Here is a 26,898-nt window from a genome sequence, read left to right as displayed (position 1 = left end):
GCCGGTCTGCGCCGGGCGCGAGGCGGGATCGATGCGGGGCCGGACCGGCCGGGGCCGGTCCGGCGTGCGGGTCAGTGGGCCTTGAGCTCGACGCGGCGGATCTCGCCGACCACCACGAGGTAGCAGAAGCAGGCGACCAGGGCGTTCAGGCCGACGAAGACCAGGGCGCCGTTGAACGAGCCCGTGCTCTGGACGATGTAGCCGATCGCGATCGGCGTGGTGATGCCGGCGGTGTTGCCGAAGGTGTTGAACAGGCCGCCCGAGAGGCCGCCGCTCTCCCGCGGGGAGGTATCGGCGACGACCGCCCAGCCGAGCGCGCCGATGCCCTTGCCGAAGAAGGCGAGCGCCATCAGGCCGACCACGAGGGCGTCCGCCTGGACGTAGTTGCAGCCGATGATGCTCATCGACAGCAGCATGCCGCCGACGATCGGGATCTTGCGGGCCGCCGTCAGCGAGAAGCCGCGGCGCAGGAGCAGGTCGGAGATCACGCCCCCGAGGATGCCGCCGATGAAGCCGCAGAGCGCCGGCAGCACCGCCGCGAAACCGGCCTGCAGGATCGACAGGCCGCGCTCCTTGACGAGGTAGACCGGGAACCACGTCAGGAAGAAGTAGGTCAGCACGGTGATGCAGTACTGGCCGATATAGATGCCGAGCAGCATCCGGTTGGCGAGCAGCTGGCGCAGCGTCCGGCCGGCATCGCCCTGCTTGCTCCGGCTCTGGCCGTCCATGTCGAGCAGGGCGCCGCCGGCCTCGATGTAGTCCCGCTCCGCCTGGTTCATCGACGGGTGGTTCTTCGGGCTGTCGACCACGCGCAGCCAGAGGACCGCGAAGGCGATGCCGAGCAGGCCCATGCTGGTGAAGACGTGGTGCCAGCCGAAGTTGTGGACGATCCACGCCATCAGCGGCGTGAACAGCACCGTGGCGAAGTACTGCGCCGAGTTGAAGAACGCCGAGGCCATGCCGCGCTCGCGGGTCGGGAACCACGCGGCGACGATCCGGGCGTTGGCGGGGAAGACCGGCGCCTCGGTGAGGCCGACGGCGAGCCGCAGGGCGAAGAGCAGCACCACGGCGGTCAGGCCGGTGAAGAAGCCGACGGCGCCCTGGACCAGCGTGAAGGCCGACCAGAGGGCGACGGCGGCGGCGTAGACCCACTTGACGCTGTAGCGGTCGAGGAGCCAGCCGCCCGGGATCTGGGCGAGGACGTAGGACCACGCGAAGGCCGAGAAGACGTAGCCCATCTGAACCGGCGAGAGGCCGAGTTCCTTGGCCATGTCGGGGCCGGCGATCGAGATGGTCGCGCGGTCGGCGTAGTTGATGGTGGTCGCGGCGAACAGCATCGCGACGATCAGCAGGCGGACGCGGGTGCGGCGACCCGCGTCGGCGGCGGCGAGCAGGGTGCTCGGCGCGCCGGTCGAACTGGCACTCATGGACGTTCTCCCAGGCTCGTCGCCGCCCGGTTGATCCGGGAGGCGGGTCGTGGCCGCCGTTGGCTCGGCGGGTCTGTCTTGGGTGTCGAGGCGGGGCTCAGCGGCGGTCGCCGATCAAGGCCGTCAGCTCGGCGCGCTCGGCCGCGTCGAGTTCGGTCAGCGGCGGCCGGACCGGGCCGGCGTGGCGGCCGACGGCGCTCATGCCCGCCTTGACGATCGAGACCGCGTAGCCGCGCTTGCGGTTGCGGATCGCGATGTAGGGGAGGACGAAGTCGCGCAGCTCCCGGTAGACCGCGTCGCGGTCCCGGCGGCGGACGCTGTCGTAGAAAGACAGCGCCCATTCGGGCAGGAAGTTGAAGATCGCCGAGGAGTAGGTGGTGACGCCCATCTCCAGGTACGGCAGCGCGAAGGTCTCGGCGGTGGGCAGGCCGCCCACATAGGTCAGGCGGTCGCCCAGAGCGGCGTAGACCCGGGTCATCAGCTCGACGTCGCCGACGCCGTCCTTGAAGCCGACGAGGTTCGGGCAGCGCTCGCACAGGCCGGCGAGCGTCTGCTCGTTGAGCTGGGCGTTGGCGCGGTTGTAGACGATGACGCCGAGCGAGGTCGCGCGGCAGACCGCCTCGATATGGGCGGCGAGACCGGCCTGCTCGGAGCCGACCAGGTAGGGCGGCAGCAGCAGGATCCCGTCCGCGCCGGCGGCCTCGGCGGCCCGGGCCATCTCGACCGCCAGGGCGGTACCCTGGCCGGCGGGGGCGATGACCGGGGTCCGGCCGCGGGTCTCCTCGACGGCGGCGCGCAGGACGCGGTCGATCTCGACGGGCGTCAGCGAGAAGAACTCGCCGGTGCCGCCGGCGGCGAACAGGCCCGAAACCCTGTAGTCGGCCAGCCGCCCGAGATTGTCCCGGTAGGCGGTCTCGTCGAAGCTGAGATCGTCGCGGAAATGCGTGACCGGGAAGGACAGCAGGCCGGAGCCCAGCACGCGCGCCATCTCGGCCGGGGTCATGCTCGCCATCGATTCTCTCCCTGGAACGCACCGTTCGGTGTCGCGTCCGGGGTTAGGCGCCGGCGTTAAATGCGTCCAACGTTGATTTTGGCTGGATTATCCCGGATCCTGCATCAATGTTCGATCTCGGCCATGCCCGCAGCTTCGTCGCCGTCGCCGAGGAGATGCATTTCGGCCGGGCCGCGGCCCGGCTGCACCTGACCCAGTCGCCCCTGTCGCGGCAGATCCAGATGCTGGAGCAGACGCTGGACGTGACGCTGCTGGAGCGGACCACCCGGGCGGTGCGCCTGACCCCGGCGGGCCGCACCTTCCTGGCCGAGGCCTACCGGGTGCTGGCGGCGGCCGAGAACGCCGCGCGCATCACGCGCCGCGCCGCCCTGGGCGAGAGCGGGGTGCTGCGACTCAGCTTCACCGCCGCCTCGGCCTACCGGACGCTGCCGCAGGTCGTTGCCCATGTCCGCCGGACGCTGCCCGAGGTCGACCTCGTGCTGGAGGAGATGGTCTCGGACGAGCAGATCCTGGCGCTGGGCGAGAACCGCACCGATCTCGCGATCCTGCGGCCGGCCCCGGTCCTGCAGGATCCGAAATCCGCGATCGCCACAGCGCCGCTGGCGCGCGAGCGGCTCCTGCTCGCGGTCCCGCGCGGGCACCGCCTCGCGGCGGCGCGCGCCCCGACCCTGCGGGACCTCGACGGCGAGGCCTTCGTGACGTGGTCACCCCGGGGCGGGCGCTACTTCATCGACCTGCTCGACCGGCTGTTCGAGGCGGGGGGCGTGCAGCCGCGGATCGTGCAGCGGGTGAACCAGGTCCACGCGATGCTGGCCCTCGTCGGCGCCGGCATCGGCGTCGCGCTGGTGCCGGGCAGCGCCCGGGGCAACAGCATGGCCGACATCCGGCTCCGGCCCATCGCCCTGCCGGCCACGACCGGGCCGGAGCTGTGGCTCGCGTGGCGCAGCGACAACGCCAATCCCTGCCTGCCCTCGGTGCGGGCGGCGGCGCTGGAGACCGGCGAGGCGTGACCGCCGGCGCCGGCCTGGAAAGTCGGTGCGGCCGGCGATAGGCTGCGCGCTCGCCCCGCTTCCGGTCGCGCAGCCGGCCGGGGCCGCCCCTCCCGGATCAGGCAGGCACCATGAGAGTTTCGGCCGACCTCTGCATCGTGCCGATGGGCGTCGGCCCGTCGGTCTCGCCCTACGTCCGCGAGCTCAAGGGGATCATCGAGTCGAGCGGGCTCACCGCCACGATGCATCCCAACGGCACGAACATCGAGGGCGAGCTGTCGGAGATCTGCGCGCTGGCGGAGCGGTGCGAGGCGAGGCTCGCCGAGCTCGGCGTCCAGCGGACCTTCTTCACGCTGATCTTCTCGACGCGCCGCGACAAGGACCAGTCGATGGCCGACAAGCTCGCCGCGGTCTCCTGACCGCGACCGCCGCGGCGCGTCATCCCGGGGTCGTTCTCCGAAGCCGCGCCGAATGAGGTGCAGGTCCCCGCTTGTGCGGGAGAGGGGCGCGTCGCGGCTGGCTCGACCGGTGACGCGTCCTCCGGACCGTCGCGACGCGACCGGGAAAAGCCCTAGCCGTGGCAGGCGCAGCCGGCGTGCTCGCAGCCGGCGTGATCCTTGTGGCCGTTCGCGCAGTCGTCGCAGCAATAGGCCTTGCCGTCCCGCGACACGGCCTTGGCGACCGGGATCACGCAGACGCAGTCCTGGCAGGCGCACTTCACCATCTCGACGTCGACGCTGGCCATGATTTCCTCCTCCGGCGGGACAGTCCGCATGTCGACGTTAGAGCCGCGGCGGCGGCGAGGAAACCCTTCTCCGGGCGCGGTGACGCGCCCGTGATCCCATTCGCCCGCTCGCGCGTTCCCCAGGTCCGGTGCTCGCTGCGCCGGGTGGAGGGCGCCATGGCCGATCAGAACACCGACGACGTCCGGATCGAGCCCTATGACGGGCCTGCGGGCGGCTGGGGCTCGGCCCGCTCCCTCGTCGAGATCCTGACCCGCGAGGGCGTGCCGGTCACCGGCTCGGCGATGCTGCTCAAGCAGAACAAGCCGGACGGCTACATGTGCACCTCCTGCGCCTGGGCGAAGCCCGCCAAGCCGCTGGCGTTCGAGTATTGCGAGAACGGCGCCAAGGCGACGGCCTGGGAGCAGACGCGCCGCCGCGCGACGCCGGACTTCTTCGCCGCGCACACGGTGACGGAGCTTCTCGGCTGGAGCGACTACGCCCTGGAGGAGCAGGGCCGCCTGACCCACCCGATGCGCTACGATCCGGCGACGGACCGCTACCGGCCCGTCGCCTGGGCGGAGGCCCTGGCCGAGATCGGCCGTGAGCTGAAGGAGCTGCGCGCGCAAGACCCGCGGTCGGTGGTGTTCTACGCCTCCGGTCGGGCGTCGCTGGAGACGAGCTACATGTGGGCCCTGCTCGCGCGGCTCTACGGCAACAACAACCTGCCCGACTCCTCCAACATGTGCCACGAGCCGACTTCGGTGGCGCTGCCGCAGTCGATCGGCGCGCCGGTCGGCACGGTGCTGCTGGAGGATTTCGAGACCACCGACCTGATCTTCTTCTTCGGCCAGAACGTCGGGTCGAACTCGCCGCGGATGCTGCACCCGCTCCAGGAGGCGCGGCGCCGGGGTGCGCAGATCATCACCTTCAACCCGCTGCGCGAGCGCGGGCTGGAGCGCTTCACCGACCCGCAATCGCCGGTCGAGATGCTCACCCGCTCGTCCACGAAGATCTCGACGCAGTACCATCAGGTGAAGGCCGGCGGCGACCTCGCGGCGCTCACCGGGCTGTGCAAGGCGCTGATCGCCCTCGACCGGGCCGCGGAGGCCGCCGGCCGGCCGCGGGTGCTCGACCACGCCTTCATCGCCGAGCACACCCACGGCTTCGAGACCTTCGTCGCCTTCTGTGACGGTCAGGACTGGGCCGCGCTGGAGCGGCGTTCCGGCCTCACCCGGACTGCTCTGGAGGCCGCCGCCGAGGTCTACGCCCGCGCGAAGGCGGTGATCGGCATCTACGGGATGGGCCTGACCCAGCACCGCAAGGGCACCGAGACCGTCCGGATGCTCGTGAACCTGCTGCTGCTGCGCGGCAATATCGGGAAGCCCGGAGCCGGGATCTGCCCGGTGCGGGGCCACTCGAACGTGCAGGGCCAGCGCACCGTCGGCATCACCGAGAAGCCGGAGCTGGCGCCGCTGGACAAGCTGCGGGAACTCTACGGCTTCGAGCCGCCGCGGGAGAAGGGCCTCAACACCGTCGAGACCTGCGAGGGCGTTCTCGACGGGCGTGTGAAGGCGTTCATCGGGCTCGGCGGCAACTTCCTGCGGGCCGTGCCCGACACCGCCCGGATGGAACCGGCCTGGCGGCGGCAGCGGCTCACCGTGCAGATCTCGACCAAGCTCAACCGCTCGCACCTCGTGACCGGCGCCGTCGCCTACATCCTGCCCTGCCTCGGCCGGATCGAGATCGACCGGCAGGCGAGCGGCCCGCAGGCCGTATCGATGGAGAGCTCCACCGCCCAGTTCCACGGCTCGCGGGGCGTGGCCGACCCGGTCGGACCGCACCTGCGCTCCGAGCCCTGGATCGTGGCGGAGATCGCCAAGGCGACCCTGCCGCCCAATCCCCGCATCGACTGGGATGCCTGGGTCGCCGACTACGCCCGTGTGCGCGACGCGATCGAGGCGACCTATCCGAGCGTGTTCCACGACCTGAACGGCCGCATGTTCCACCCGGGCGGCCTGCTGAAGCCGCTGGGCGCCCGCGACCGCAAGTGGGAGACCGACACCGGCAGGGCGAATTTCGCGGTCCCCGAGGGCCTGGAGGCCGATCCGGACCTGCCCGACCGGGGTCCGGAGGTGCTCGACCTCATCACGCTGCGCTCGAACGACCAGTTCAACACCACGGTCTACGGCTACGACGACCGCTTCCGCGGGGTGAAGGGCACCCGGGACGTGCTGTTCATGAACCGCCGGGACATCGCGCGGCTGGGGCTGAGGGACGGGATCAGCGTCGACGTGGCGACCGAGGCGGACGACCAGGTGACGCGGCGCGTCGGCGGGCTGCGGGTGATCGCCTACGACATCCCCGAGGGCAACTGCGCCGGATACTACCCGGAGTTGAACGTCCTGCTGCCGCTCTGGCACTACGACGAGCAGTCCAAGACTCCCGCCGCCAAGGCGATCACCGTGCGGGTGACGGCCGCGACCGCCGCACCCTGAGCGGAGCGTCTGGCGTCCGGTCGCGCCTTCCGGCAAGGAACGACCATGGAACAGGCGACTCCTCCCGACGCGCGACCGGACGCTCCGGTGGAATCGCGGCTGCGCGCGCTCGTCGGCCGGATCGCCGCCGGGGCGCCCCTGCGCGAGCCGGGCGCGGACCTGTCGCAGCTGAGCGCCGGGCCGGGCGCCCTCGCGGATGTGCCGGAGGCCGGCCTCGTCACCGACGCCGAATCCGGCGGCCTGGCGCTCGCCGGCGCGGACCTGTCCCGCGCCCGCATGGAGGAGGCCGATCTCTCCGGCGCGAACCTGCGCGGGGCGAGCCTGTCCGGCGCGGTCGGGCGCTCGACCCGCTTCACCGGGGCGATCCTGGAGGCGGCCGACCTGTCGGAGGCCGATCTCTCGGGGGCGGACTTCACCGGCATCGTCGCCGGGCAGGTGAAGTTCGCCGGGGCGATGCTGGAGGATGCCCGGTTCGGCCAGGCCGCGATGCGCTTCGCCGACCTGTCCGGCGCCCTGCTCGACGGGACCGACTTCGCCGGCGCCGATCTGTGGGGCGCGGATTTCTCCGGGGCGGACGCGGACGACACGGTCTTCCGCGGGGCGCGGCTCGACGAGGCCAAGCTCGCCGACGCCAACCTGACCCACGCGGATTTCGCCGAGGCCAGCCTGACCAAGGCGAGTCTCGCCGGCTCGCGGCTGCGGGGCGCGCACTTCACCGGCGCGAAGCTCGACGGCGCCGATCTCTCGGGGGCGGATCTCTCCGACACCGACCTCGTGCGGCTCAACCTCGCGACCTGCCGGCTGCGGCACGCGCGCTTCGCCGGCGCGTGGCTGAACGGCACGCGGATGAGCGTCGAGCAGCTCGGCGGCGCGGTCGGCGAGGAGGTGGCCGGCGCCTACGACGCCGCCCAGGCGAGCTACCTCGCCCTGGAGCAGAACTGGAAGAGCATCGGCAGCCACGACGCGGCGAGCTGGGCCTACAAGCGCGGCCGCCGGATGGGCCGGTTCCATGCCGGGCAGCAGGCCCGCGCCGCCTGGTCCGACCGGGACTGGTCCGGATTCCTGCGGCACGGCTATCGCTGGACCGCCGACCGCTTCGTCGAGTGGCTGTGCGATTACGGCGAGAGCCTGTCGCGCATCGCCCGCGCCTTCGCGCTGCTGATCGTGCTGTTCGGCGGGCTCTTCGGCCTGACGGGCGGCCTGTTCATCGTGGAGGGACCGGAGGCCGGGCCGACCTACAATCCCCTCGATCTCCTGAGCTACAGCGCGCTCAACATGATGACCGCGAACCCGCCCGAGATCGGCCTGAAGCCCACCGGCCGCGTCACCAACCTGCTGGTCGGCATCGAGGGCGGCGTCGGCATCATCCTGATGGGGCTGTACGGCTTCGTCCTCGGCAACCGCCTGCGGCGGTGACCCCGATCGCGTCCGGGCCGCTCAGTCGTTCACGCTGAGCCGCTCGATGACGAGGCTCAGATCCTTGCGCAGGGCGCGGATCTCCGGCTCGCTGAGTTCGAGCTGGCACATCACGCTCTCGCGGACCGAGACCGCGTCGGCGCGCAGGGCGGCGCCCTCCGGCGTCAGGGCGATCTCGACCTCGCGCTCGTCCGACTGGCGCCGGGTCCGGAGCAGGAAGCCCGCGCTCTCCAGGCGCTTGAGCACCGGTGTCAGCGTGCCGGAATCGAGGCGCAGGCGCCGGCCGATCTCGGAGACCGTGACGCCGTCCTGTTCCCACAGCACCAGCAGGACCAGATATTGCGGATAGGTCAGTCCGAGCCGCTCGAGCAGCGGCCGGTACGACTTGGTCATCCGATGCGCGGCAGCATAGAGCGCGTAGCAGAGCTGATTATCGAGAAGCAGCGGATCCGTCTCCGGCTGCGCCTCAGCCGTATCGGCAATATACGCCATATCGTTTGCCCATCGCGGTCCACGCACCGCCATTCTCGACCGCGACCGCGGGTTCGTCACCATACCATAACACGGGATACCGGCGCGCAAGCTCCGGTCGTCCGGCCCGTTCTCTTAACAACCCTATGGGGTTCGTCTCGGTGTTCGTCCCCCGCCCGCGACGGGCGGGAGCGCCGCCAGGCTGTCGAGGAAGCCGGCCTCGTCCTCGAGCGTCCGGAGATCGAGGCGGACGGCCTCGTCGCTGATCCGGCCGATCACCGGCACGGGGAGCCGGCGCAACTCCTCGGCGAGCTGCCGGCACCGGCCGCCCGCCCCGCGGCTGCCCGCCGAGGCCGGCGCCAGGACCAGGGCGGCGCTGGGCAGCGTCTCCACCGGCAATGCGCCGGATCCGATCTGGCTGATGCACTCGGCGACCGTGACCGCGGCGCGGCCGGCGAGCCGCTCCGCCACTGCGGGGGCGAGGCGCTCGGCCTGGGCGGCGATGCTGTCGCGGTCGCAGGTGAGGAGCCGCAGGGTCGGGAGCTCCGCGCGCAGCCGCTCCGGGTGCAGGTAGAGCCGCAGCACGGCCTCGAGGGCCGCGTAGGTCATCTTGTCGACGCGCAGGGCCCGCTTCAGCGGATTCTTTCGCACGCGGGCGATCAGGTCCTTCCGGCCGGCCACGATGCCGCACTGGACCGCGCCGAGCAGCTTGTCGCCGCTGAAGGTGACGACGTCGGCCCGCTCCAGGGCGGCGCGGATCGTGGGCTCGGGGGGCAGCCCGTAGGCCGCGAGGTCGACGAGGCTGCCGCTGCCGAGATCGTCCGCCAGCGGCACGCCGCGCTCCCGGCAGAGGGCGTAGAGGGCCACGGGATCGGCCGCCGCGGTGAAGCCCGCGATGGCGTAGTTGCTCGGATGCACCTTCATCACGAGGCCGGTGCGGGGTCCCAGGGCCTCCGCGTAGTCGCGCAGGTGGGTGCGGTTGGTGGTGCCGACCTCGCGCAGGCGGCAGCCGGCCCGCACCATCACGTCGGGCACCCGGAACGAGCCGCCGATCTCCACGAGCTCGCCGCGGGAGACCACCACCTCCTTGCGCATGGCGAGCGCGTTCAGCACCAGCAGCACCGCGGCCGCGTTGTTGTTGACCACCACCGCGGCCTCGGCGCCGGTCAGGCGGCAGATCAGGCCCTCGACATGGTCGTCCCGCTCGCCCCGGGCGCCGGTCTCGAGATCGAACTCGAGGTTGCTCGCCTGCACCATCACGGCGGCCACCGCCTCCGCAGCCGAGCGGGGCAGCAGGGCGCGGCCGAGATTGGTGTGCAGCACCGTGCCGGTCAGGTTGAAGACCGGCCGCAGCGACGGCCGGCGCTCGGCGGCGAGCCGCGCCGACGCCGCGGCCCGGATCGACTCCGCGTCCGGGACGGGGCCGCCCCCGGCCCGGATCTCGGCCAGCACCGCCCGGATCGCGTCCGTGAAGGCCGTCCGCCCGTAGGTCTCGAGCTCCGCCGGCGGCGCGCCGCCGACGAGGCGCTCCACCGCGGGAATTCGGCGCGGGGACGGCGCCGGGTCGTCGGCCTGCTGGGTGGGGACGGGCGCGTTCATGGCAGGCCAGAGATAACCATCCCGGTGCACGGAGCCAGCCCGTCGACGCGCGGATAATGCGCGCAGGTTGTTCCGGTCCCGGCCCGACGGTAAGGGCAGATCCTGAAATCGGCGCCCGAGAGTCCATCGCACCCGCGCGGGGCGGGCTCGGCCGCGCCGACCCCGCCGAGCCCTCTCGGGAGACGTCACCATGTCCCGACCTTCGATCCAGATCCACCCGATGATCCTGTGCGGGGGGACGGGGACGCGGCTGTGGCCGGCCTCGCGGGAGAGCATGCCCAAGCAGTTCGCCCGGCTGGTCGACGCCGAGCGCTCGACCTTCCAGGCGACGCTGGCGCGGGTGTCGGACGCCACGGTCTTCGCCACGCCCACCGTCATCGCCTCGGCCGAGGCCCGCTTCATCGTCGCCGAGCAGCGCGACCAGCTCGGTCTCTCCGCCGACATCCTGCTCGAGCCGCAGGGCCGCGACTCCGCCGCCGCCGTGGCGGTGGCGGCGCTGCACGCCGCCGCCAGCGACCCGCAGGCCGTAGTGCTGATCATGGCCGCCGACCACGTCGTGCCCGACACGGCGGCCTTCGTCGACGCCGTGCGGCGCGCGGCCGCCGGCGCCCAGGCCGGCTACACGATGACGCTCGGCATCGAGCCCGACCGGCCGGCCACCGATTACGGCTACATCCGCCGCGGCGAGCCGATCGCCGAGGCCCCGGGCGCGGCCCGCGTCGCCCGCTTCGTCGAGAAGCCCGACCGGGCCGGCGCCGAGGCGCTGATCACCGACGGCGCCCTGTGGAACTCGGGCTACTTCCTGTTCCGCGCCGACCTGATGCTGGCCGAGCTGGAGGCGTTCGTCCCCGAGGTGCTAGCGGCCGCGCGCGCGGCCCTGGAGGCGGCGGTGACCGACCTCGACTTCGTGCGCCTCGACGCGGCGGCCTTCGCCCAGGCGCCCAAGATCTCGATCGACTACGCGGTGATGGAGCGGACCGCCCGGGCCGGCGTGCTGCCGGTGTCGTTCGCGTGGTCGGATGTCGGCACCTGGGACGCGGTCTGGCAGGTGCTGGACCACGATGAGGCCGGCAACGCCGTGCGCGGCCGGGTGTCGCTGATCGGCACGAAGAACAGCCTCGTGCACAGCCAGGGCGAGGGCCTGACCGCGGTGGTGGGCCTGGAGGACGTCGTGGTTGTCTCGACCCCCGACGCGGTGCTGGTGGCCTCCAAGGCGCATTCGGGCAAGGTGAAGGAGCTGGTCGGCGCCCTGCGGGCGCAGGGCGCCCCGGAGGCGGACGCGCACCTGCGGATGTATCGGCCCTGGGGCTGGTACCAGCGCATCGACCTCGGCGAGCGCTTCCAGGTGAAGCGGATCCAGGTGGTGCCGGGCGGGCGGCTGTCGCTGCAGAAGCACTACCACCGGGCGGAGCACTGGGTGGTGGTGCGCGGCACCGCCGAGGTCACGATCGACGAGCGGGTGGTGCTGGTCCACGAGAACGAGGCGGTCTACCTGCCGATCGGCTCGATGCACCGGCTGGCCAACCCGGGCAAGATCCCGCTGGAGCTGATCGAGGTCCAGGTCGGCTCCTACACCGGCGAGGACGACATCATCCGCGTCGAGGATATCTACGGGCGCTGAGCGCCCGGCCGGGCAGCCTGCGACCCGATCACCCGCAGGCGCGCCCGGAACATGCGGCCACCCCGATCGATAGCCTAGCGTGTGGCCGCTCCCGTGCGGCCGCGCCGCAGCGCTGGGGATACCGCATGAAGCACAAGCCGCTCCGCGAGCAGGTCATCGTGATCACCGGCGCCTCGTCGGGCATCGGTCTCGCAACGGCCCGGATGGCGGCCGAGCGCGGCGCCCGGGTGGTGCTGGCGGCGCGCAGCGGCGACGCCCTGGCGCGCATCCGCGCCGAGATCGAGGGCGTCGGCGGCAAGGCGATCGACGTCGTCGCCGATGTCGGCCGGCGGGCCGACGTGCAGGCGGTCGCCGACCGGGCCGAGGCGACCTTCGGCGGCTTCGACACCTGGGTGAACGTGGCCGGCGGCTCGATCTACGGCCGGCTGCGCGAGATCAGCGACGCCGACCACGAGCGCCTGATCCAGACGAATTTCTGGGGGACCGTCTACGGCTCCCTCGTGGCGACCGAGCACCTGCGCCAACACGGCGGCGCCCTCATCAACGTCGGCAGCATCGCCTCCGACCTCGCCTTCCCGTTCCAGGGCATGTACGCGGCCTCGAAACACGCCGTGAAGGGCTTCACCGACGCCCTGCGCATGGAGCTGATGGACGAGAACGCACCGATCTCGGTGACGCTGATCAAGCCCGCCTCGATCGACACCCCCCTGCCCCAGCGGGCGCGCAACTACATGGACCGCGAGCCGAGCCTGCCGCCGCCGATCTACCCGCCGGAGGAGGTGGCGAACGCCATCCTGCACGCGGCCGTCCACCCGCAGCGCGACATCTTCGTGGGCGGGGCCGGCAAGGCCTTCGTGGCCGGCAAGGAATTCGCGCCCGGCGCCTACGACTATCTCGGCCCGGCCATCATCGCGCTCCAGAAGCGCCGGAGCGCGCCCCGCAACCCGGACGGCGCGCTGCACTCGCCGGTCTCGGCGGGCGAGACGCGGGGCGACCCGCCCGTCCCGGTCATGCGGACCAGCGCCTATACCCGCGCGACCCTGCACCCCCTCGCGGCGGCGGCCGGCCTCCTCGGCGTCGGCGCGGCCACGGCCTTCGCGGTGCTCGGCACCTCGTCCGGGCGCCGGCGGCGCCTGTAAATGGCTGTCGCGACGGAGACCCTGCCCGGCCCCGCCCGACCGGCGCGGGAGGCCGGGACCGGCACCGAGGCCGATCCCCGGATCGTGCCGCGCCGGATCGTGTCCCTGGCCGACGACCGGACGATCGCCTACGCGGAGACCGGCGCCGGGTCGGACCTCGTGGCGATCCACGGCACGCTGATGTGCCTGGAGGACGTCTGGCTCGGGCCCGTGCCGGCTCTGGCCGAGCATTTCCGCGTGGTCGCCGTCGACCGCCCGGGCCACGGCTTCAGCCGCCGGCCGCGCGGCGGCGGCGCCGACATCTGGGATCAGGCGGCGTCCATCCGGGAGGCGGTGCGGCGCCTCGGCCTGGAGCGCCCGGTCATCCTGGGCCACTCGTTCGGGGGCGCCGTCGCCCTCGCCTACGGCATGCTCCATCCGAACGAGGTGGCCGGCATCGTCGCCCTGGCGCCGATCTGCTTCCCCGAGCCGCGGCTGGAGCAGGTGCTGTTCGGGCCGCGGGCGCTGCCCTTCGGCGGCGACGCGCTGTCGGCGTTCCTGGGCGCCAGCAGCGACCGGGCGCTGCTCCCGCTCCTGTGGAACGCGATGTTCTTCCCCGAGGCGATGCCGGCGCGCTTCGCGCGGGACTTCCCCTTCGCCCTCGCGGGTCGCCCGGCGCAGATCACCGCCGAGGGCGAGGATGCGGGCTGGCTCTGGCCGGGGCTCGCGCGTAGCGTCCTCGGCTACCGGTCCCTGCGCCGGCCCACCCGTATCCTGGGCGGCAGCGCCGACCTGGTGGTGAACACCGAGTTGCACGGCCGGCGCGCGGCCGGCCTGATCCCCGGGGCGCGATTCGAGTCCCTTCCGGGGGCCGGCCACATGCTGCACCACCTGCAGACCGACGCGGTCGTGCGCGCGGCCCTGGCGGTGCGGTCGGAGGCCTGACGGACCCGGTCACGAGCCCCGCGGGCGGGGCCTCCCTCAGCGGATGAGCGCCTTGATCTGCTGTTTGGCGCCCGCCTTCAACCGGGCCAGCCCGCCGCGGGCCTGCCGCTCGCGCTCCTGCCGCAGCGTGCGCTTCTCGGCGTTCCAGGGATGCTCGTGGCGGAGCGTGTGCTCCGGCGCGCGGACCCCGAAGCCGAGGGCGTAGGCGCGCCGCGGTCCGGCGCTGAGATTCGGCCCGGCGCAGTGCAGGGTCCGGCAATCGTGGAAGGTGGCGCCGCCCGCCGGGAGCGGACACGGGACCGCGCGCTCCACCGGAACGCCGAGGGCCTCGAGCCCGTGGATCCGCGGGTCGCCGCCGATGCTGCGATGGGGGAGGAGCGGCTCACGGTGGCTGCCCGGGACGTAGAGCATGCAGCCGTTCTCCGGCGAGACGTCCTGCAGGGGCATCCAGACCGTGATCGCCCGGTAATTCGTGTAGGCGGCGTAGAACGCCTCGTCCTGGTGCCACGCGGTGGCGGCGCCGATCTTCGGCGGCTTGCGGATCGCGTGCTCGAAGACGAGGGCCGCGCGGTTCCCCAGGAGCTGGCGCGACATGGCCTGGGCGTTGGCCCGGAACAGGATGTCCCGGAGGAGCGGCTCGAAGCGGGACGGGTTGAGTAGCTGGGGCGAGCGCGCCTCGCTGGCGCCGCGGTCGACGTCGACGAGGTCGAACAGGCTCCCGTCCTTCCAGCCGCGCGCCTCCTCGAACAGACGGTCATAGGCGCCGCGCAGGGTGTCGAGCTCCTCGGCGGTAGTGATCGCCGGGACGGTGACGAACCCGTTGCGCCGGAACGCGGCGATCTCGTCGTCGGTCAGGATCCGCGTCGGGACGCGCGCCTGCGCGCGATTACCCACGATCCAGCGGACGAGCCGCGACCGTGCCTCGGCCGCGCGGGCGGAGAGGCCGTTCCCGGCATCGGCGACGCCGAGCCCCAGGCGATCCGGAATCGTGACTGGCATCGCACTCTCCGCTTCGAAGTGATTCCGCGAAGATGCCCACGTCTATTCCGAGGCTTACAGTACCGATTCTTAGGTATGACTGAGCGTCACGGCCTCAGGCATTTGCCTTCAGCTTCATCATGAACCACCTCCGGTTGAGATTTCCGGTTGCAGCTCTTTCCGGGGCCGGACGCGGCTGCCGGTCGCCAGCGGCGCTCCCGCTGACCGGCGATGCCGGCGCGGAAGCGCCGCGCCAATGCATCGGATTGATCGCATTTCCGGAACCATTTTCTTTCATGGCCGATATTTAATGCATCTGCGGGGGGTATTGATGAGTTCTGTGAAAGATCGGGGCGATCAATACGGACCGATTTCCCGGAGAGTGATGATGAATATCTTAACGAAAGCTGCCGCGGCCGTAGCCCTGGCGGCGCTGCCGGTCTCGGCCGCGCAGGCGATGCCGGTCGTGGCCGATCCGGGCCTCGCGGCGCCGATCACGCTCGTGGCGGGGGGATGTGGGCCGGGCGCCTGGCGCGGCCCCTGGGGCCACTGCCGCAGCACGCCCTATGTCGGTCCGCTGCCCGGCGGCTGGTATCAGGTGCGAGCGGGGAACGGCTGCCCGCCCGGCTACTGGCGCGGACCGTGGGGCCATTGCCGCAACACGCCGTATCACGGACGGCTGCCGAACGGCGGCTACCGGTAGCCGCCCGCCCTCACCGTCGACGGAGGCGGGCGCCGGAGCGCCGGCGGGCGGTGAGGGACTCGAACTCCTGACCCTCTCCGTGGAAGGATTGGCATTCCCAGGCCGTAGAGCGACGGCACAGGAAAAAAAACGTAGCGGGCCATCTGGAGGCCCGTCGGGCCTTCGTTTCCGGAAAATGTCCGGAGACCTGTTCCGGGCCGGTTCGTCGGATGCTCCCTGTGTTCTACAGCGCACCCATGTCGGCCCGTAATTGGTCACGCGGTCGTCGCACCCGGCTTGTCGCTCGACTGCTTCGGCCTTGTCGCCATCGTCTCTATCGCCGCACCGGGTACAGACGCTGTCGAGCGCGGAACAGCACCTGACGCCGCCGGCCACATTGCGCCCGCCGGCGCGCCGTATATCGCACCCGACCTCCCGGCACGTCGCGATCGCCGCAGTCCGTTCCAACTGCGCGACCCCGGCGCGGATCTCGGCCAGCTTGTCGGCAAGCTCTCGTATAGACCTATGGACGATTGAAAAACCCTATTGGCGGACCTCTGACTTCTTGACTGTTGTTTGTTTATTTGTCACTCATGAATGCTGATTTTTCCATATTTTTGAGCATCAAAATCTGCTGACGGATCGGCCCTAAGCCGATTCCGAAAATGCCTATAACAACGCAGGCGACAGAATGGAGCTTCCGAACATGACACATACTCGAGAGGCCGTCGCCGGACTCAGCAAACAGAATGTTTCTTCTCTGAGGTATAACAGCAGAAACAATAATCGATACGAAAGCACGGGATTATTGATTTCGTTTATGAAAAAAAACAAAAAGCTATTAGATGTTGGATGCGGAACAGGGACGATCACATCCACACTGAGAGACGCTCTCTCTCTTGATGTAGTTGGCGTTGAGCCTCATCCCGAGAGAGCCGAGCAAGCGCGCACAGAAGGATTAAATGTCATCACTGGTGTTTATGATCAAACTTTCGCACAGAGAAACGAGAAATTTGACTACATCTTATTTGCAGACGTTTTAGAGCATCTTGTAGACCCAGCAGAAATGTTGAGAGAAGTAAAAAATTCGCTGGCGCCAGATGGTCGCGTGCTGGCCTCTATTCCAAATGTTGCGCATTGGACCGTAAGAGCGCAATTATTATTCGGAAATTTTAACTACAAGCCGACCGGGATAATGGATGCCACACATCTCCGATGGTTCACGCGCAGGAGTGTACGTCGTTTGTTCGAGGCGGCGGGATATGAAGTTGAAGATATTCGCGGTGCCGCGGGTGGCTGGATGGGCGTATACCGCTACACGCCCTTTCGCTTTCTCCCTCAAGATCAGAAGAGTTTTGTGCTCGGCCAGCTCTGCAGGATCGCGCCCGCCCTTTTTTCAGTTCAACATGTGATAAAAGCGCGGCCAAAGTAATATTTAAGCCGTAATCAAGATTGTTATTCTGCACTTATGTGCATGATTCTGTGTCGCTTTTCGATGGAGTTCCTGTCTGCCTTCCGCCCGACCACCCCGAGACACGGTCTCCACAACGCCGCGCAGATGCTCCGGGAGGTGGTGGCCATAAACCTGCTCCACGTCCTGCTCGTTGGTGCCGAGTGCTCGAGCAACCTTGCCGAACGGCACGCCCGCCCTCATGCCCCCCGTCGCGAAGGTGTGGCGCAGTGCGCGCGGCAGTTCAGCCAGGTCGAGTTGGCGCCCGACAATGCCTGATTGAACTCATCAATAATAGTGACGGCGAATGATCAGCGCGATGAGGGCAGCAACGGCTCCCAAGGACGCCCCGATTGGCGTGAAAAGCAAAACGACCATATAGCCGGCCGTGCCTTCTCGCTGAGTTACCTTCATGATGTCAACATACCAAGCACCGACGAGAAAACCCAGTATTCCACCCACCACTGCCCCGCAAATAGCGGCACCTAGATACACAAAAATCGAAAATAAAATCTGATTGAACGCCATCGACACGTGAGCCCGCCCTCGAATCAGGGCGAAGCATCCGTAGATCCTCCTGCTTTTGCAACAGGCCCACTCTGTAATTGTGTCCTAGTACTGATATTCGCCCTCGTCAGATTTATCGGTGCCTCCACAGGCGCGCCGCCTCGTAGCGGGGCAGCTAGCGTCCCGTTCGCTTCAACGTCCCTTGGAACTCACACGAGGCGCCGTGCCACATCGTGCAGCCCTGTTCTTCCAGGACGACGGACCGGAAATCCGAAGCGTAGCGGGCGGTGATCCGGCAGGTTTGCCCACCGTTGGTTTTGCTGAAGACGACCGTGTCGGGTCCGGTCGGCCGCCCTTTCATCGTCACCTCACCGCCGCAGCCCTTGGTTCCCGTTGAGAACTGGGCCGTGAAGCCGGCTGCGCCCGCGGCCTTCACCTCGACGCCCTGCTCGTAGCCGTCCTCCTGGTGCTCGAAGGTGCCCACCGCCCTGGCTCCGGGGCCCGCAGCGTGCGCGACCGTGGAGACGAGCAAAGGGAGGAGGATCGCGAGCCGGCGGAGCATTACCGCACCTTATCAGATCGAGGAGAGCGATAGCCCTGGGCGGCCCGCACGATGATCGCCACGACGCTGACGGCCAGCAGCAGGATCAACGCCTCGTAAGCCCACGGCCCGAGCCACGATGCGACCGCGCCCGGCATGTGACGCACGAGCGTACGCACGATGCCCGCGGCGAGCGCGATCAGCGTGACGAGGCCGAGGGCGAATTGGAGCCAGCGGGGCATGCGGCTTAGGTTAGCACGCCCCGCCAAGCCGGTCAGCGGGCAGCCTGCCGCTCGAACTAATCCCGCATGTCTTCTGGACGGAGACCTTTTCCAGCGCCTTCATCTCGCCCTTGAGGCGCACCAGCTCGGTTCGGCTCGGCGTGTCCTAGGCGCAGCAGCGCAAGCGCGACGGCCAGAAGATGACCGAGGCGCTCGAGCCGTCGACCGCGGCTTCACCAGTCCTCTCCTGTGGGCCGCGGCCTAGCCGGAACACGGTGCCGTAAGGCGCCGTCAGAACGGTTGTTGAGGCCGGAATTTGCCGGCCTCACATCAGCAAACAATGGAAAACGAGAAACAATCTTGGTGGGCGGTGAGGGACTCGAACCCCCGACCCTCTCCGTGTAAAGCCGAGAGCCGGTGTGATCATTCGGCATCACGCCGCATTTTCCGCTGATTTTAATTGCGCTGCGCCAAGGGGTTGGACGGCATACCATCTTCCAGGCGAGAGCAAACGGCGGCATTTAAGGGCACCTGGGAAGCGCTGCCATGCTTCCCATATGCTTCCCAGTCGAGTCCCCATGCGTCTGTCCCGCGCTAATATCGCCACGCTCGAAATTCCGCCGGGAAAAAGCGAGCGCATCGTTTTTGATGATGCTCTGCCCGGCTTCGGGATTAGGCTCAGGGCGGGCGGGAAGCGCACATGGGTGGTGCAGTACCGGGCTGGCACCAAACACCGCCGGGTTACGCTGGCGAACGCCGCCGCTCTTGACCCCGAGGAAGCCCGCAAGCGCGCAAAGGACATTCTCGCCAAGGCGCAGCTCGGGGGCGATCCGCAGACGGAGAAAATGCAGGCCCGTGCCCGTGCTGCCGTCACCCTATCCGGCATTGCGACGGACTACCTGAAACAGGCGAAAAGTCGCCTGCGGCCGACTTCATATGCGGAAGCCGACCGGTACCTAAGCCGCTATCTGGTTTCCTTGCACGACATGCCGGCCCATTCGGTTTCCCGCCGAGACGTAGCAGCATGGCTAAACGAGGTCGCCGCACAACATGGCCTCCACGCCTCGAATCGCGGGCGCACGTGCCTGTCTGCCCTTTTTTCGTGGGCAATGCGGCAAGGGTTGGTCGAATTAAACCCGGTCGTGGCAACCGGGAAAGCCGTCGAAGAAACAAGCCGCACCCGCGTGCTTTCCCGGGAGGAGATCGGGCAAATTTGGGTTGCTTGTCGTGACGACGACCACGGCCGCATCGTGCGCTTGCTCCTGCTAACTGGCCAGCGTCGGAATGAGGTTGCAGGGATACGGTGGTCGGAGATTGATCGCGCCGCCGGCCTTTGGCGCCTTCCCGCTGAACGCACGAAAAACGGCCTCCCGCACGATGTGCCTTTGTCAGGGGATGCCATGGCCATTTTGGACGGCGCACCCATAAGAAATGCAAAGGATTTGATTTTCGGCGATCGAGAGGGCCCATTTCAGGGCTGGTCCCGAGCGAAAATCTCGCTCGACAATCGAATAAACGAATCTCGAATTTGGACTTTCGGACACGGCGCGATCGGCATTTCTCCGTGGCGCCTTCACGACCTGCGGCGGACCGTCGTCACGCATATGAACGAAAATCTTGGAATTTTGCCGCACGTGGTCGAGGCCGTCGTAAATCACGTTACGGGGCCCGCGAAAATGGGCGTGGCCGGGGTCTATAATCGAGCATCCTATGCGACAGAGAAAAAGGCCGCATTGAATTCCTGGTCGAATTACGTCGCCGAATTAATTCGCACCTACCGAGAAAAATGAGCCACTAGAAAAATCTGACCACAATAGATACCGCCTCATCAGCCCATTGTAGGCAGAACATCCGACTGTCCCATCAATGTTTTTGCTTGCAATGGGCGCTCAAACGCGGCAGCTTGCTCCAAGCCTCACGGTGATGTGAGGCCCGGAGCAAGAGAATGTCTCGTCCTACCCCCCGGAGTGAAGCTGTAGCCCGCGCCTATCTCGACAGCCTGCCGCCCGAGATGGCGCGGAAGCGCGTAGTCGGCGCGGCGGAGGCAGCCGCCTTCTGTGGCTTCTCCGTCCAGCACTGGCTCCGCCTCAATCGTGCCGGCAAGGTCCCCAAGGCCGTGCGGCTGAGCGGGAGCAAGCTAGGCTGGCAGCAAGGCGCCCTGGTAGACTTCATCACACACCGCGCAGGCTGATGCCGCGGGCCACACAGGCCCACAAAGCGCCCCCAACTGCCGCAAACGCGAGGATGCCCCTTCCCTCGCCTGAGGCCACTTCGACAGCCGTGAGCGCCGGTCTAAGCGCGACCGAGCCGCCTCACCGCTGAAGCGGCGCCGGCCAATGCTTCCAACATCAGACCGGCGCCTACCGCACAGCCTTGGTACGACAAGGGAACGGTACGCCCATGGAAAACCTACAGCCCGCCGCGCGCAACAACTCAGGGTCAAGAAATACACCGGCACCGAAAGTCACATCGCCGCCAAGGCGTCTGGCCGGGATCGAGAATGCCCCTGTGCTCACATATCGAGCTCGCGGTCAGCATGTTGACGGCGTGCTCGGCGCCGGGCGCGAGGATATGACTATCGACTTCATTTCCCGCAGCCTCGCCAGGATCATCCGGAGGGGCATTCGGACAGCGCACGTCAGGGAATTCGGCGGGGGCTCGTTCGCGCTCAGCCCGCAGCTTCCCGCTGGCACATTTGCCCTCCGTACGGCTGATCGCATTACGCTTTACCAGACGAAAACCGCGGCGGCGATTGTCGAGGTCCCGTGCGACACGACCGGTGTAGCGTCGGCTTAGGCAAGCAACCCGTAGGGGGCATTTATGGGGCGCTAAACGGCCCCCTTCTTAAATCGTCCTGTGCAAAGCTTAATGTGAAATTCGACGAGCATTTTTGCTTGGCTGCTTTGCCTCGCTGCTCAACGATCCGTTTCCATTCCGTCTTCTATCAGGCGTAGAATTAGTGTAACCAATAGATCCAGTCGCGACAATTGTGGTAACTGAATACCGCATATCGCGCTGGCCGAGCGTTCGCGTGCGACGATCATTCCGCATGATGGCTCAAGCAAAACTTGAACTAGTCTGCAGAAAGATTTCACATGTCAAATCGCTGGTGCTTTGAAGATTACGGACAAAACGCTGAAGATAAAATCACTGACGAAGAGCTGTTGAAACTTGCGCTAAGTCGGGAATGTGCTTTCTACGAAGGATATTACGTACAAACGGAAGGGAGTGACTGGGAGGAGCCACGTACCGTGCTGGCTCCCGGTATAACCGAACTGAAGGTGAGGCAGCGTCGGCAGCGGGCTTTCCTATTGTTGTGCCTGTTCCAGCCCCGGACACCACAGGACGTTGCCAGTCGAGAAAGGGCTTTGCGCCGGTTCGCCGCCGAGCGCGACGACGGTCTTCCACTCATCCGCCTTGAGCTGACTATCGCTCAAACGAAACGGGGGCCTGTCCGCTAAGACAAGCCCCCGCCCCCAAGGCACGCTGAGCACAGACCTTTGCTAAAGCCCGCTCTCGTAACCGGAAATTACCCTAATGAACGCCCCGCTCAAGTCAACGCCGAATTTCGGCGAAGCCACACACCGTTTTTGTGACGCTGGAATTCCTGAATACGCCTTAATACCTATCGCGCCGCCCGGTGCGGAGATTTCCAGTAAGGGCAATTTGCATCCCGATAGCCTTGGAAAAGCCCCCGGGCGCTATCTGCCAAGCGAACGAGCATGGTGCGGTCTCGCGAATAACAGTACCGGTGCTCGATATATTCTGGAAGGCGGCACCGCGCAGGACGTGCGGACGTGTGCGACGTGGCCGACTCCCAACGTGGGCGTGCTTGGCCGGTACATCCCTGCAATCGACAGCGATGCGGCCAGCGATGGCGCCCGCAAAGTGGTGGAGAAAGCGCTAGAGCAGTTCTTCGCTGAGGACGCGAACTATGTGGCCGAGCGCTTGCGCGGTGCCGGGCCCCGCCGACTTTATGCCCTCGAATGCACCGATCCTGATGACCCGATCGCCCGCGTGCATTGCCGGAAGCTACAGTATCGGCTTCCTCATGATCCCGAAGGCGAGTTTCCGCACGGGGTGGATTTCATCGGGTACGGCAAGCAGTTCGTGGCGGCTGGTGTCCATCAAAACGGACTCGATCTGTACGAGTGGCGCCAGGGGTACGACCTGCGGGACTTATACCACCGGGAAAAGCTTGCGCGCATCGACAACGCCGGGATGCACGGGTTTCGGGCTGTCCTGGTCGAGATAATCGAGGCTGTGGGCGGGGAAGTGCAGCAAGGAGGCCGTGGCAGCGGCGGAGGCGAACTGCGCGACTATACGGCTGACGAACCTGCCTTGCCCGTAGAGGCCATTTTCCGGGGGCTGGAGCGCCTTCCGAACACGCGAGCCGACTTCCCGACGCACGAAAGCTTCGTGGCCGTTCTAGCCAAAATCCTAGCGGCTCTCGGATGCGAGGCGGAGGCCGAACGCGATAGGGTGGAAGAATGGGCTTGCGAGGATTTGGAGCTATGCCCGCATGATTATTTCGAAAAGACCTGGGAAAGTTTCAGCAGCGGGGTGCAGCAAGGTCGAAATTCACTGGAGCTATTTTTCCGCGACCACGGCATTTTCGAAGGCGCACGACAGGATTTTCGGGAACCCCTAACACAGGCCGACCGGAATAACATCGAAGCCAACAAAAGAGAGGCAAAAGAGCAACGGACCCGTGCGGAAATCTACCTTGCGGAATTCGGTGAGAAATACCTTGTCGGTCGGGTCAACCTCGCCACGAATAACCCCATCTGTGAAATCCGCCGAAAGGCAAAGCCGGATGTGGCGGTACGGGGTCTCGATTTATGGATGCACCGCGTCGATTGGGCGGACGTTGCGACGGTCGAGAAATTGCGGGGCATCGGGTGCTACCAGCCGAACGAGGCCGGCTTTTGGACTATGCTTCGCGACTTGAAAAAGGTCAGTCCAAAAAGCTTTTTCAACGGTGAAACCCTGCACCCAAATTACGACCGCGGGGAAATCGTGGTCGAGACAAACCCCGATGGTACCACGACGCAAAAGCTCAACATGCGGTTCCAATCGCAGGCAATCCGCTATGCGCAAAGGCCGCCGAAAAACCGGCAGCAGGCTCAAGCGGATGTGGAAACCGTCCTAGAATTTACGAGGCGGGTTTTCGGCGAATTGGCTGACTATGAGCTGGATACCCTCGCGCACATGGCGAAAACGGGAAAGCGCCCCGGCAACCTGCTATTCCTGGTCGGGGATAGCGGTGTCGGCAAATCCACCTACGTCCTGCTGCTGCGAACCATGTTCGACGGGATCGGCCGAAATATGGGCGGCCAGATCGACGGCACGAAGCTGGTGAATGACAGTGCCATGCGGTTTGCCTTGGCCGGTATCGAGGGGTGCCGCATCATTAGTGTCCGGGAATTGCCGGAGGGCACGTCGTCTACTGCAATGTCCCGAATTACGTCCACGCTGAAGCAGCACGTCGATATCAGTGGGGACGCGGATTACGTCACGATCGAGAAAAAGGGCAAAAACAGTGAGACTATCGAAAATCATGGTCGGTTTGTTATCGCCTCGAATTACGAAACAGCGCTGAAGGTAGAGAAAAACGACCGACGCATTCTCTATGTTCGCTGCGGTATCACAATCGATAATAAGCCCGTCCAGGCCTACTATGATCGGATTAATGCCGTCATTGGCGACCCTGAGCGGTTGGCCGCCTTTTACCGATATCTGCTGTATGAGCGGGATATCGGGGGCTACAATCCTGCGAAGGCTCCCCCGGTCTCGAACGCGAAGCTACAGGCCCAAATCTGCGAAATGCCAAACCCCGCGGAACGGCATTTTGCGGCGGCATTCGAGCTGTTTGTAGCATCGGGTCGTGGAATATTTGATGCGCTGGAATTGGCCAGACTTGCGTCAGATATGAGCGACAACGAGTGCCGGAATTCCAGCGGTACAGTGGACGACCGGAAGCAATATGGCCTGCGAGCGCCGACCGGCCAGGAACAGGCGGCGCTGCAATACTTCGCCAGCCGTGTCACGAAGCTCAAGAGCTTCAAGAGCGCTGACGGTAAAACGCGCCTGCCGACCGTCTACGCCATCAATGGCACGGAAGCGGCTCGGCGGATTATAGGGGCCGGGCGCCGCGAAGTGCAGGACGCTCTAGAGCGCGATCGGGAGCGGCACCGGCTGACGGAGGAACACCCCTTGCCGGCCTTTGCCTACCCGCCGCGGTCGGACGATGACGACGGGGGGAGCTGGTAGGCGCCTACCGCGATCCTGGTGACATGCGCGGGCCTCCGGGGCGCCTCGGGGGCTCGCGCCGTGCTCATCAGGTCCAGCCTTGGGCGATAGGCGCCTTGGGTTCGCTGACCCGACGCATCAAAGCCTCGCGCCCGGCGCGCTCAGCAGCGCCTTGAGAGCGGAACGTCTCGGCAGAGCGCTCAATCGGCAGAGGATCAGCCCCGCGATAAATCTCCCAATGGTACGGCTTGGGTGCCGGGTCGCGGTGGCTGACTTCGACACGGTAGTTTTCCGGTGCAGTTGGGAACATGCCCCCTCCATGCCATGCCCACCCGGATCGAGCACCGCGGGTGAGCCATCGCTAGTTAAGCCCGGCTCGGCGGTGTCCGGCTAATTAAGCCCCGATCGGCCGATGCTGCTAAATTAAATAGTTCGGGTCGGGTTGTGCAGGGCGCCCGCGATCTCCGGAAATAGCGGCACGGTGAGTTTCCGCGACCGGACAAGGGTACAGACAAGGGTCGGCACAAGGTTCGGACATGGTTCGGACAAGGATCGGGACAAGGGTGTTTCTGTGCCAAGCCATTGATATGAATGATAAATCAGAAAGGAGGCTATTTGCGACGTGCAAATCTAACGCGAGCGCGACCAAAACCGGTTTGGGGTCGTGCGCAGGCCCGGCCAGCCGCGGCCGAAACCCTTGTCCCCCCTTGTCCCCCCTTGTCCGGTGCGGGGTCCGCGCGCGTGATCGGTGGTAATTAGGGGCGTTCGCGCCCGAGCTGATAATTATGACCCGCGCCGCTAATTCAGGCCCCGGGCGCTTGATACCGCGGGCGGCCGGCAAACCGATTTGGAGCCCGGTGCCGAATTAAGCCGGTGATGCGCGGAAACTCGCCCGCGAGGGCTTGCGGACGGTGAGACCGGCCGTTACATTTGTGTCATCGAACGTAGTCATTGACGTAACAGGTGATCCGGCGATGGCCGAAGGCAAGTTCGTCACCTACCTTCGGGTTTCCACCAAGCGACAGGGTAATAGCGGTCTCGGGCTTGAGGCTCAGCGGGCGGCCGTCGAGACCTACCTCAACGGCGGCGCCTGGACGGTCTGTGGCGAGTACGTCGAGGTTGAGAGCGGCAAGAGCGACACGAACCGCCTACAGCTTCAGCGCGCTATTGCGGCCTGCCGACTTTTTGGCGCCAAGCTCCTCATCGCGAAGTTCGACCGACTCAGCCGCGACGCGCATTTCCTGCTAGGTCTGGAAAAGGCCGGCATCGAATTTGTCGCCACCGACAACCCGCACGCCAACCGCCTGACGGTCGGGATCATGGCCCTTGTGGCTGACGAGGAACGCCGAGCGATTTCCGCTCGTACCAAGGCGGCGCTGGCCGCAGCAAAGGCCCGGGGCGTGAAGCTGGGGGGAGACCGCGGCTCCGTCGTTTCGGCTGATGCACGGGCCAAGAGCGTCAAGGCGCGTGTCGCGAAGGCTGCCGGTCGAGCGGTTGACCTACTGCCGGTCATCGCTGAGGCCCAGGCAGCCGGCGCCGCGTCTTTCCGCCAGATCGCGGCAGGTCTTAACGAGCGGGGCATCCCTGCAGCTCGCGGGGGCGAGTGGTCAGCCGTGCAGGTTAAGCGCGTGCTGGACCGGACAACTTGAACTGGGCCTGGCACCCCGCTGAACTGAACTTCAGGCGAAAATATCAATTTAGCCCCCCGCCCCGGCCAGGAGGCTCAGGCCGACTGCTACAGTGGTGGTCACGCGAAACCTACCCGCCAGTTCCGCCGGAAAACCTGTTCGACCCCCACCCCAGGGCCTTTTCCGCAAAAGGGGCTGCCGCCGAAAAATCCAGGATGAACTTTTTCCGGTGAACGGGGCGCAGCTGTCTGAAGTAGAAAAATAGTCCTACCAGCGCCACGGAGCGGTCGTCAGAGCTGTTATTTAGGGCTGCGTGGTTCGCTTGCGCGACGTTGGAGAGAGACCCTTAGGTCCCGAAGGGGCTAGACCCCTAGTGTGAATTGAGTGACTTGATCTTCAACGGGTGCCGGTGGGCGGTATTCCAAGCGCGTGCAGCACTCCTGTTTATAGTGCTCAAAATCTAACGCCTGGCACCTACTCGGGGCGTCCGCGAAGGGTGGTTTTCAGTTGGTCCGCTTTGCGGCGCGGAAGTCAGAAAAGCGGCCGTTTGATCGATGACTTAATCTGGCCGTCTGTGGCTTGTCAGGTTCCGGCGGGTGGCGCAGGTAAGCGGACCCTATCCGACGCCCGATCTCGACCTATCTTAGCTCAACTTTGGCCATTCAGGCCGCCTGGCACAGGGCGTAGGCCCAGGCTGGTGGAAGACGGAACCGACTTTTCCTGCGGTGTCAGGCGACACGGCAAACTGACCCCCTGACGCCATGAGGACCTGACCCCCTCGATGAGCGAGGAGGTCGAGATGATCAGGAACGAGGATCAGG

22 protein-coding genes are annotated in these 26,898 nt (G+C 66.9%); 13 read left to right on the top strand and 9 right to left on the bottom strand.

Translation table 11 applies throughout. From position 1 onward, the window contains the following. Nucleotides 1–71: 71 nt before the first annotated feature. Together ABIC30_RS23920 and kdgD are read right to left on the bottom strand one after the other, a co-directional pair. A complete protein-coding gene (locus ABIC30_RS23920) occupies nucleotides 72–1,427 on the bottom strand; it encodes an MFS transporter (RefSeq protein WP_020090743.1) in 1,356 nt (451 codons plus the stop codon). Nucleotides 1,428–1,524: 97 nt separating this feature from the next. Next, the gene (kdgD, locus tag ABIC30_RS23915) at nucleotides 1,525–2,439 is read right to left on the bottom strand and encodes a 5-dehydro-4-deoxyglucarate dehydratase (protein ID WP_042673399.1); all 915 of its coding nucleotides are present in this window, start codon (nucleotides 2,437–2,439) and stop codon (nucleotides 1,525–1,527) included. 107 nt (nucleotides 2,440–2,546) lie between these two features. Between kdgD and ABIC30_RS23910 the strand changes: the two genes are divergently transcribed. Further along, nucleotides 2,547–3,449, top strand: a complete 903-nt coding sequence (locus tag ABIC30_RS23910) for a LysR family transcriptional regulator (protein ID WP_020090745.1) — start codon at nucleotides 2,547–2,549, stop codon at nucleotides 3,447–3,449. Between the two features lie 110 nt (nucleotides 3,450–3,559). Beyond that, nucleotides 3,560–3,847 (top strand): MTH1187 family thiamine-binding protein, encoded by a 288-nt coding sequence (locus ABIC30_RS23905; protein WP_020090746.1) that lies wholly within the window; start codon nucleotides 3,560–3,562, stop codon nucleotides 3,845–3,847. Nucleotides 3,848–3,999: 152 nt separating this feature from the next. Here the strand turns inward: ABIC30_RS23905 and ABIC30_RS23900 are convergent, their stop codons facing one another. Next, nucleotides 4,000–4,173 (bottom strand): metallothionein, encoded by a 174-nt coding sequence (locus ABIC30_RS23900; protein WP_020090747.1) that lies wholly within the window; start codon nucleotides 4,171–4,173, stop codon nucleotides 4,000–4,002. A 156-nt stretch (nucleotides 4,174–4,329) separates the two neighbouring features. On the opposite strand from ABIC30_RS23900, the gene ABIC30_RS23895 reads away from it, so the two are divergent. Together ABIC30_RS23895 and ABIC30_RS23890 are read left to right on the top strand one after the other, a co-directional pair. After that, the gene (locus ABIC30_RS23895) at nucleotides 4,330–6,648 is read left to right on the top strand and encodes an FdhF/YdeP family oxidoreductase (RefSeq protein ID WP_026604554.1); all 2,319 of its coding nucleotides are present in this window, start codon (nucleotides 4,330–4,332) and stop codon (nucleotides 6,646–6,648) included. 45 nt (nucleotides 6,649–6,693) lie between these two features. After that, complete coding sequence (locus ABIC30_RS23890; RefSeq protein WP_205833820.1) at nucleotides 6,694–8,064, top strand: pentapeptide repeat-containing protein; 1,371 nt, start codon at nucleotides 6,694–6,696, stop codon at nucleotides 8,062–8,064. A gap of 21 nt (nucleotides 8,065–8,085) precedes the next feature. Here ABIC30_RS23890 and ABIC30_RS23885 read toward each other — a convergent pair whose 3' ends face one another. Next, complete coding sequence (locus ABIC30_RS23885; RefSeq protein ID WP_020090750.1) at nucleotides 8,086–8,556, bottom strand: MarR family winged helix-turn-helix transcriptional regulator; 471 nt, start codon at nucleotides 8,554–8,556, stop codon at nucleotides 8,086–8,088. 123 nt (nucleotides 8,557–8,679) lie between these two features. Further along, nucleotides 8,680–10,134, bottom strand: coding sequence for an L-seryl-tRNA(Sec) selenium transferase (selA, locus tag ABIC30_RS23880; protein WP_020090751.1), 1,455 nt, complete (start codon nucleotides 10,132–10,134; stop codon nucleotides 8,680–8,682). A 190-nt stretch (nucleotides 10,135–10,324) separates the two neighbouring features. Here selA and ABIC30_RS23875 point away from each other — a divergent pair, with 190 nt between their 5' ends. The 3 genes from ABIC30_RS23875 to ABIC30_RS23865 all read left to right on the top strand — a co-directional run bounded on the left by ABIC30_RS23875 (nucleotide 10,325) and on the right by ABIC30_RS23865 (nucleotide 13,818). Next, nucleotides 10,325–11,755, top strand: coding sequence for a mannose-1-phosphate guanylyltransferase/mannose-6-phosphate isomerase (locus ABIC30_RS23875; RefSeq protein ID WP_026604556.1), 1,431 nt, complete (start codon nucleotides 10,325–10,327; stop codon nucleotides 11,753–11,755). Nucleotides 11,756–11,880: 125 nt separating this feature from the next. Next, nucleotides 11,881–12,894 (top strand): SDR family oxidoreductase, encoded by a 1,014-nt coding sequence (locus tag ABIC30_RS23870; RefSeq protein WP_234081977.1) that lies wholly within the window; start codon nucleotides 11,881–11,883, stop codon nucleotides 12,892–12,894. Then, nucleotides 12,895–13,818 (top strand): alpha/beta fold hydrolase, encoded by a 924-nt coding sequence (locus tag ABIC30_RS23865; RefSeq protein ID WP_020090754.1) that lies wholly within the window; start codon nucleotides 12,895–12,897, stop codon nucleotides 13,816–13,818. It abuts the gene before it with no gap. A gap of 36 nt (nucleotides 13,819–13,854) precedes the next feature. On the opposite strand, the gene ABIC30_RS23860 is transcribed toward ABIC30_RS23865, so the two are convergent. After that, nucleotides 13,855–14,817, bottom strand: a complete 963-nt coding sequence (locus ABIC30_RS23860) for a phytanoyl-CoA dioxygenase family protein (RefSeq protein ID WP_020090755.1) — start codon at nucleotides 14,815–14,817, stop codon at nucleotides 13,855–13,857. 364 nt (nucleotides 14,818–15,181) lie between these two features. Here ABIC30_RS23860 and ABIC30_RS23855 point away from each other — a divergent pair, with 364 nt between their 5' ends. Together ABIC30_RS23855 and ABIC30_RS23850 are read left to right on the top strand one after the other, a co-directional pair. Then, nucleotides 15,182–15,499, top strand: a complete 318-nt coding sequence (locus ABIC30_RS23855; protein WP_170855074.1) for a GCG_CRPN prefix-to-repeats domain-containing protein — start codon at nucleotides 15,182–15,184, stop codon at nucleotides 15,497–15,499. 670 nt (nucleotides 15,500–16,169) lie between these two features. Continuing rightward, nucleotides 16,170–16,910: a class I SAM-dependent methyltransferase gene (locus ABIC30_RS23850; protein WP_081636425.1), complete on the top strand. Its 741-nt coding sequence runs from the start codon at nucleotides 16,170–16,172 to the stop codon at nucleotides 16,908–16,910. Between the two features lie 306 nt (nucleotides 16,911–17,216). Here the strand turns inward: ABIC30_RS23850 and ABIC30_RS23845 are convergent, their stop codons facing one another. The 3 genes from ABIC30_RS23845 to ABIC30_RS23835 all read right to left on the bottom strand — a co-directional run bounded on the left by ABIC30_RS23845 (nucleotide 17,217) and on the right by ABIC30_RS23835 (nucleotide 18,218). Next, the gene (locus ABIC30_RS23845) at nucleotides 17,217–17,462 is read right to left on the bottom strand and encodes a hypothetical protein (protein WP_128083348.1); all 246 of its coding nucleotides are present in this window, start codon (nucleotides 17,460–17,462) and stop codon (nucleotides 17,217–17,219) included. Between the two features lie 148 nt (nucleotides 17,463–17,610). After that, entirely contained in the window at nucleotides 17,611–17,919 is a 309-nt protein-coding gene (locus ABIC30_RS23840; protein ID WP_128083349.1) for a hypothetical protein, read from the bottom strand. A 77-nt stretch (nucleotides 17,920–17,996) separates the two neighbouring features. Then, a complete protein-coding gene (locus ABIC30_RS23835; RefSeq protein WP_020090759.1) occupies nucleotides 17,997–18,218 on the bottom strand; it encodes a hypothetical protein in 222 nt (73 codons plus the stop codon). Nucleotides 18,219–18,775: 557 nt separating this feature from the next. Between ABIC30_RS23835 and ABIC30_RS23830 the strand changes: the two genes are divergently transcribed. The 4 genes from ABIC30_RS23830 (at nucleotide 18,776) to ABIC30_RS23815 (ending at nucleotide 26,098) form a co-directional block, all read left to right on the top strand. After that, nucleotides 18,776–19,987 carry a tyrosine-type recombinase/integrase gene (locus tag ABIC30_RS23830; RefSeq protein WP_354456137.1) on the top strand — a complete coding sequence of 404 codons (1,212 nt, stop codon included), beginning with the start codon at nucleotides 18,776–18,778 and terminating at the stop codon, nucleotides 19,985–19,987. A 155-nt stretch (nucleotides 19,988–20,142) separates the two neighbouring features. After that, nucleotides 20,143–20,388, top strand: a complete 246-nt coding sequence (locus tag ABIC30_RS23825) for a helix-turn-helix transcriptional regulator (protein ID WP_354456136.1) — start codon at nucleotides 20,143–20,145, stop codon at nucleotides 20,386–20,388. A 1,346-nt stretch (nucleotides 20,389–21,734) separates the two neighbouring features. Beyond that, complete coding sequence (locus ABIC30_RS23820) at nucleotides 21,735–24,470, top strand: DUF5906 domain-containing protein (protein ID WP_354456135.1); 2,736 nt, start codon at nucleotides 21,735–21,737, stop codon at nucleotides 24,468–24,470. Between the two features lie 953 nt (nucleotides 24,471–25,423). Continuing rightward, nucleotides 25,424–26,098: a recombinase family protein gene (locus ABIC30_RS23815; protein WP_354456134.1), complete on the top strand. Its 675-nt coding sequence runs from the start codon at nucleotides 25,424–25,426 to the stop codon at nucleotides 26,096–26,098. The last annotated feature ends 800 nt before the right edge of the window (nucleotides 26,099–26,898 follow it).

Origin of the sequence: Methylobacterium sp. 1030 (assembly GCF_040544715.1) — a bacterium.
Lineage (GTDB): Bacteria > Pseudomonadota > Alphaproteobacteria > Rhizobiales > Beijerinckiaceae > Methylobacterium.
Note: the sequence above shows the minus strand (reverse complement) of the source record. Positions and strands in the feature narration are given on the sequence as shown.

What these genes read in the sequence shown, in the direction of transcription:
- ABIC30_RS23910 (WP_020090745.1), top strand. Translation starts at nt 2,547, where the DNA reads ATGTTCGATCTCGGCCATGCCCGCAGCTTCGTCGCCGTCGCCGAGGAG.
- ABIC30_RS23825 (WP_354456136.1), top strand. Translation starts at nt 20,143, where the DNA reads ATGTCTCGTCCTACCCCCCGGAGTGAAGCTGTAGCCCGCGCCTATCTC.
- ABIC30_RS23850 (WP_081636425.1), top strand. Translation starts at nt 16,170, where the DNA reads ATGGAGCTTCCGAACATGACACATACTCGAGAGGCCGTCGCCGGACTC.
- ABIC30_RS23820 (WP_354456135.1), top strand. Translation starts at nt 21,735, where the DNA reads ATGAACGCCCCGCTCAAGTCAACGCCGAATTTCGGCGAAGCCACACAC.
- kdgD (WP_042673399.1), bottom strand. Translation starts at nt 2,439, where the DNA reads ATGGCGAGCATGACCCCGGCCGAGATGGCGCGCGTGCTGGGCTCCGGC.
- ABIC30_RS23870 (WP_234081977.1), top strand. Translation starts at nt 11,881, where the DNA reads ATGAAGCACAAGCCGCTCCGCGAGCAGGTCATCGTGATCACCGGCGCC.
- ABIC30_RS23895 (WP_026604554.1), top strand. Translation starts at nt 4,330, where the DNA reads ATGGCCGATCAGAACACCGACGACGTCCGGATCGAGCCCTATGACGGG.
- ABIC30_RS23830 (WP_354456137.1), top strand. Translation starts at nt 18,776, where the DNA reads ATGCGTCTGTCCCGCGCTAATATCGCCACGCTCGAAATTCCGCCGGGA.
- ABIC30_RS23890 (WP_205833820.1), top strand. Translation starts at nt 6,694, where the DNA reads ATGGAACAGGCGACTCCTCCCGACGCGCGACCGGACGCTCCGGTGGAA.
- ABIC30_RS23885 (WP_020090750.1), bottom strand. Translation starts at nt 8,556, where the DNA reads ATGGCGTATATTGCCGATACGGCTGAGGCGCAGCCGGAGACGGATCCG.
- ABIC30_RS23905 (WP_020090746.1), top strand. Translation starts at nt 3,560, where the DNA reads ATGAGAGTTTCGGCCGACCTCTGCATCGTGCCGATGGGCGTCGGCCCG.
- ABIC30_RS23900 (WP_020090747.1), bottom strand. Translation starts at nt 4,173, where the DNA reads ATGGCCAGCGTCGACGTCGAGATGGTGAAGTGCGCCTGCCAGGACTGC.
- ABIC30_RS23815 (WP_354456134.1), top strand. Translation starts at nt 25,424, where the DNA reads ATGGCCGAAGGCAAGTTCGTCACCTACCTTCGGGTTTCCACCAAGCGA.
- ABIC30_RS23920 (WP_020090743.1), bottom strand. Translation starts at nt 1,427, where the DNA reads ATGAGTGCCAGTTCGACCGGCGCGCCGAGCACCCTGCTCGCCGCCGCC.
- selA (WP_020090751.1), bottom strand. Translation starts at nt 10,134, where the DNA reads ATGAACGCGCCCGTCCCCACCCAGCAGGCCGACGACCCGGCGCCGTCC.
- ABIC30_RS23875 (WP_026604556.1), top strand. Translation starts at nt 10,325, where the DNA reads ATGTCCCGACCTTCGATCCAGATCCACCCGATGATCCTGTGCGGGGGG.
- ABIC30_RS23855 (WP_170855074.1), top strand. Translation starts at nt 15,182, where the DNA reads ATGATGAATATCTTAACGAAAGCTGCCGCGGCCGTAGCCCTGGCGGCG.
- ABIC30_RS23860 (WP_020090755.1), bottom strand. Translation starts at nt 14,817, where the DNA reads ATGCCAGTCACGATTCCGGATCGCCTGGGGCTCGGCGTCGCCGATGCC.
- ABIC30_RS23865 (WP_020090754.1), top strand. Translation starts at nt 12,895, where the DNA reads ATGGCTGTCGCGACGGAGACCCTGCCCGGCCCCGCCCGACCGGCGCGG.
- ABIC30_RS23835 (WP_020090759.1), bottom strand. Translation starts at nt 18,218, where the DNA reads ATGCCCCGCTGGCTCCAATTCGCCCTCGGCCTCGTCACGCTGATCGCG.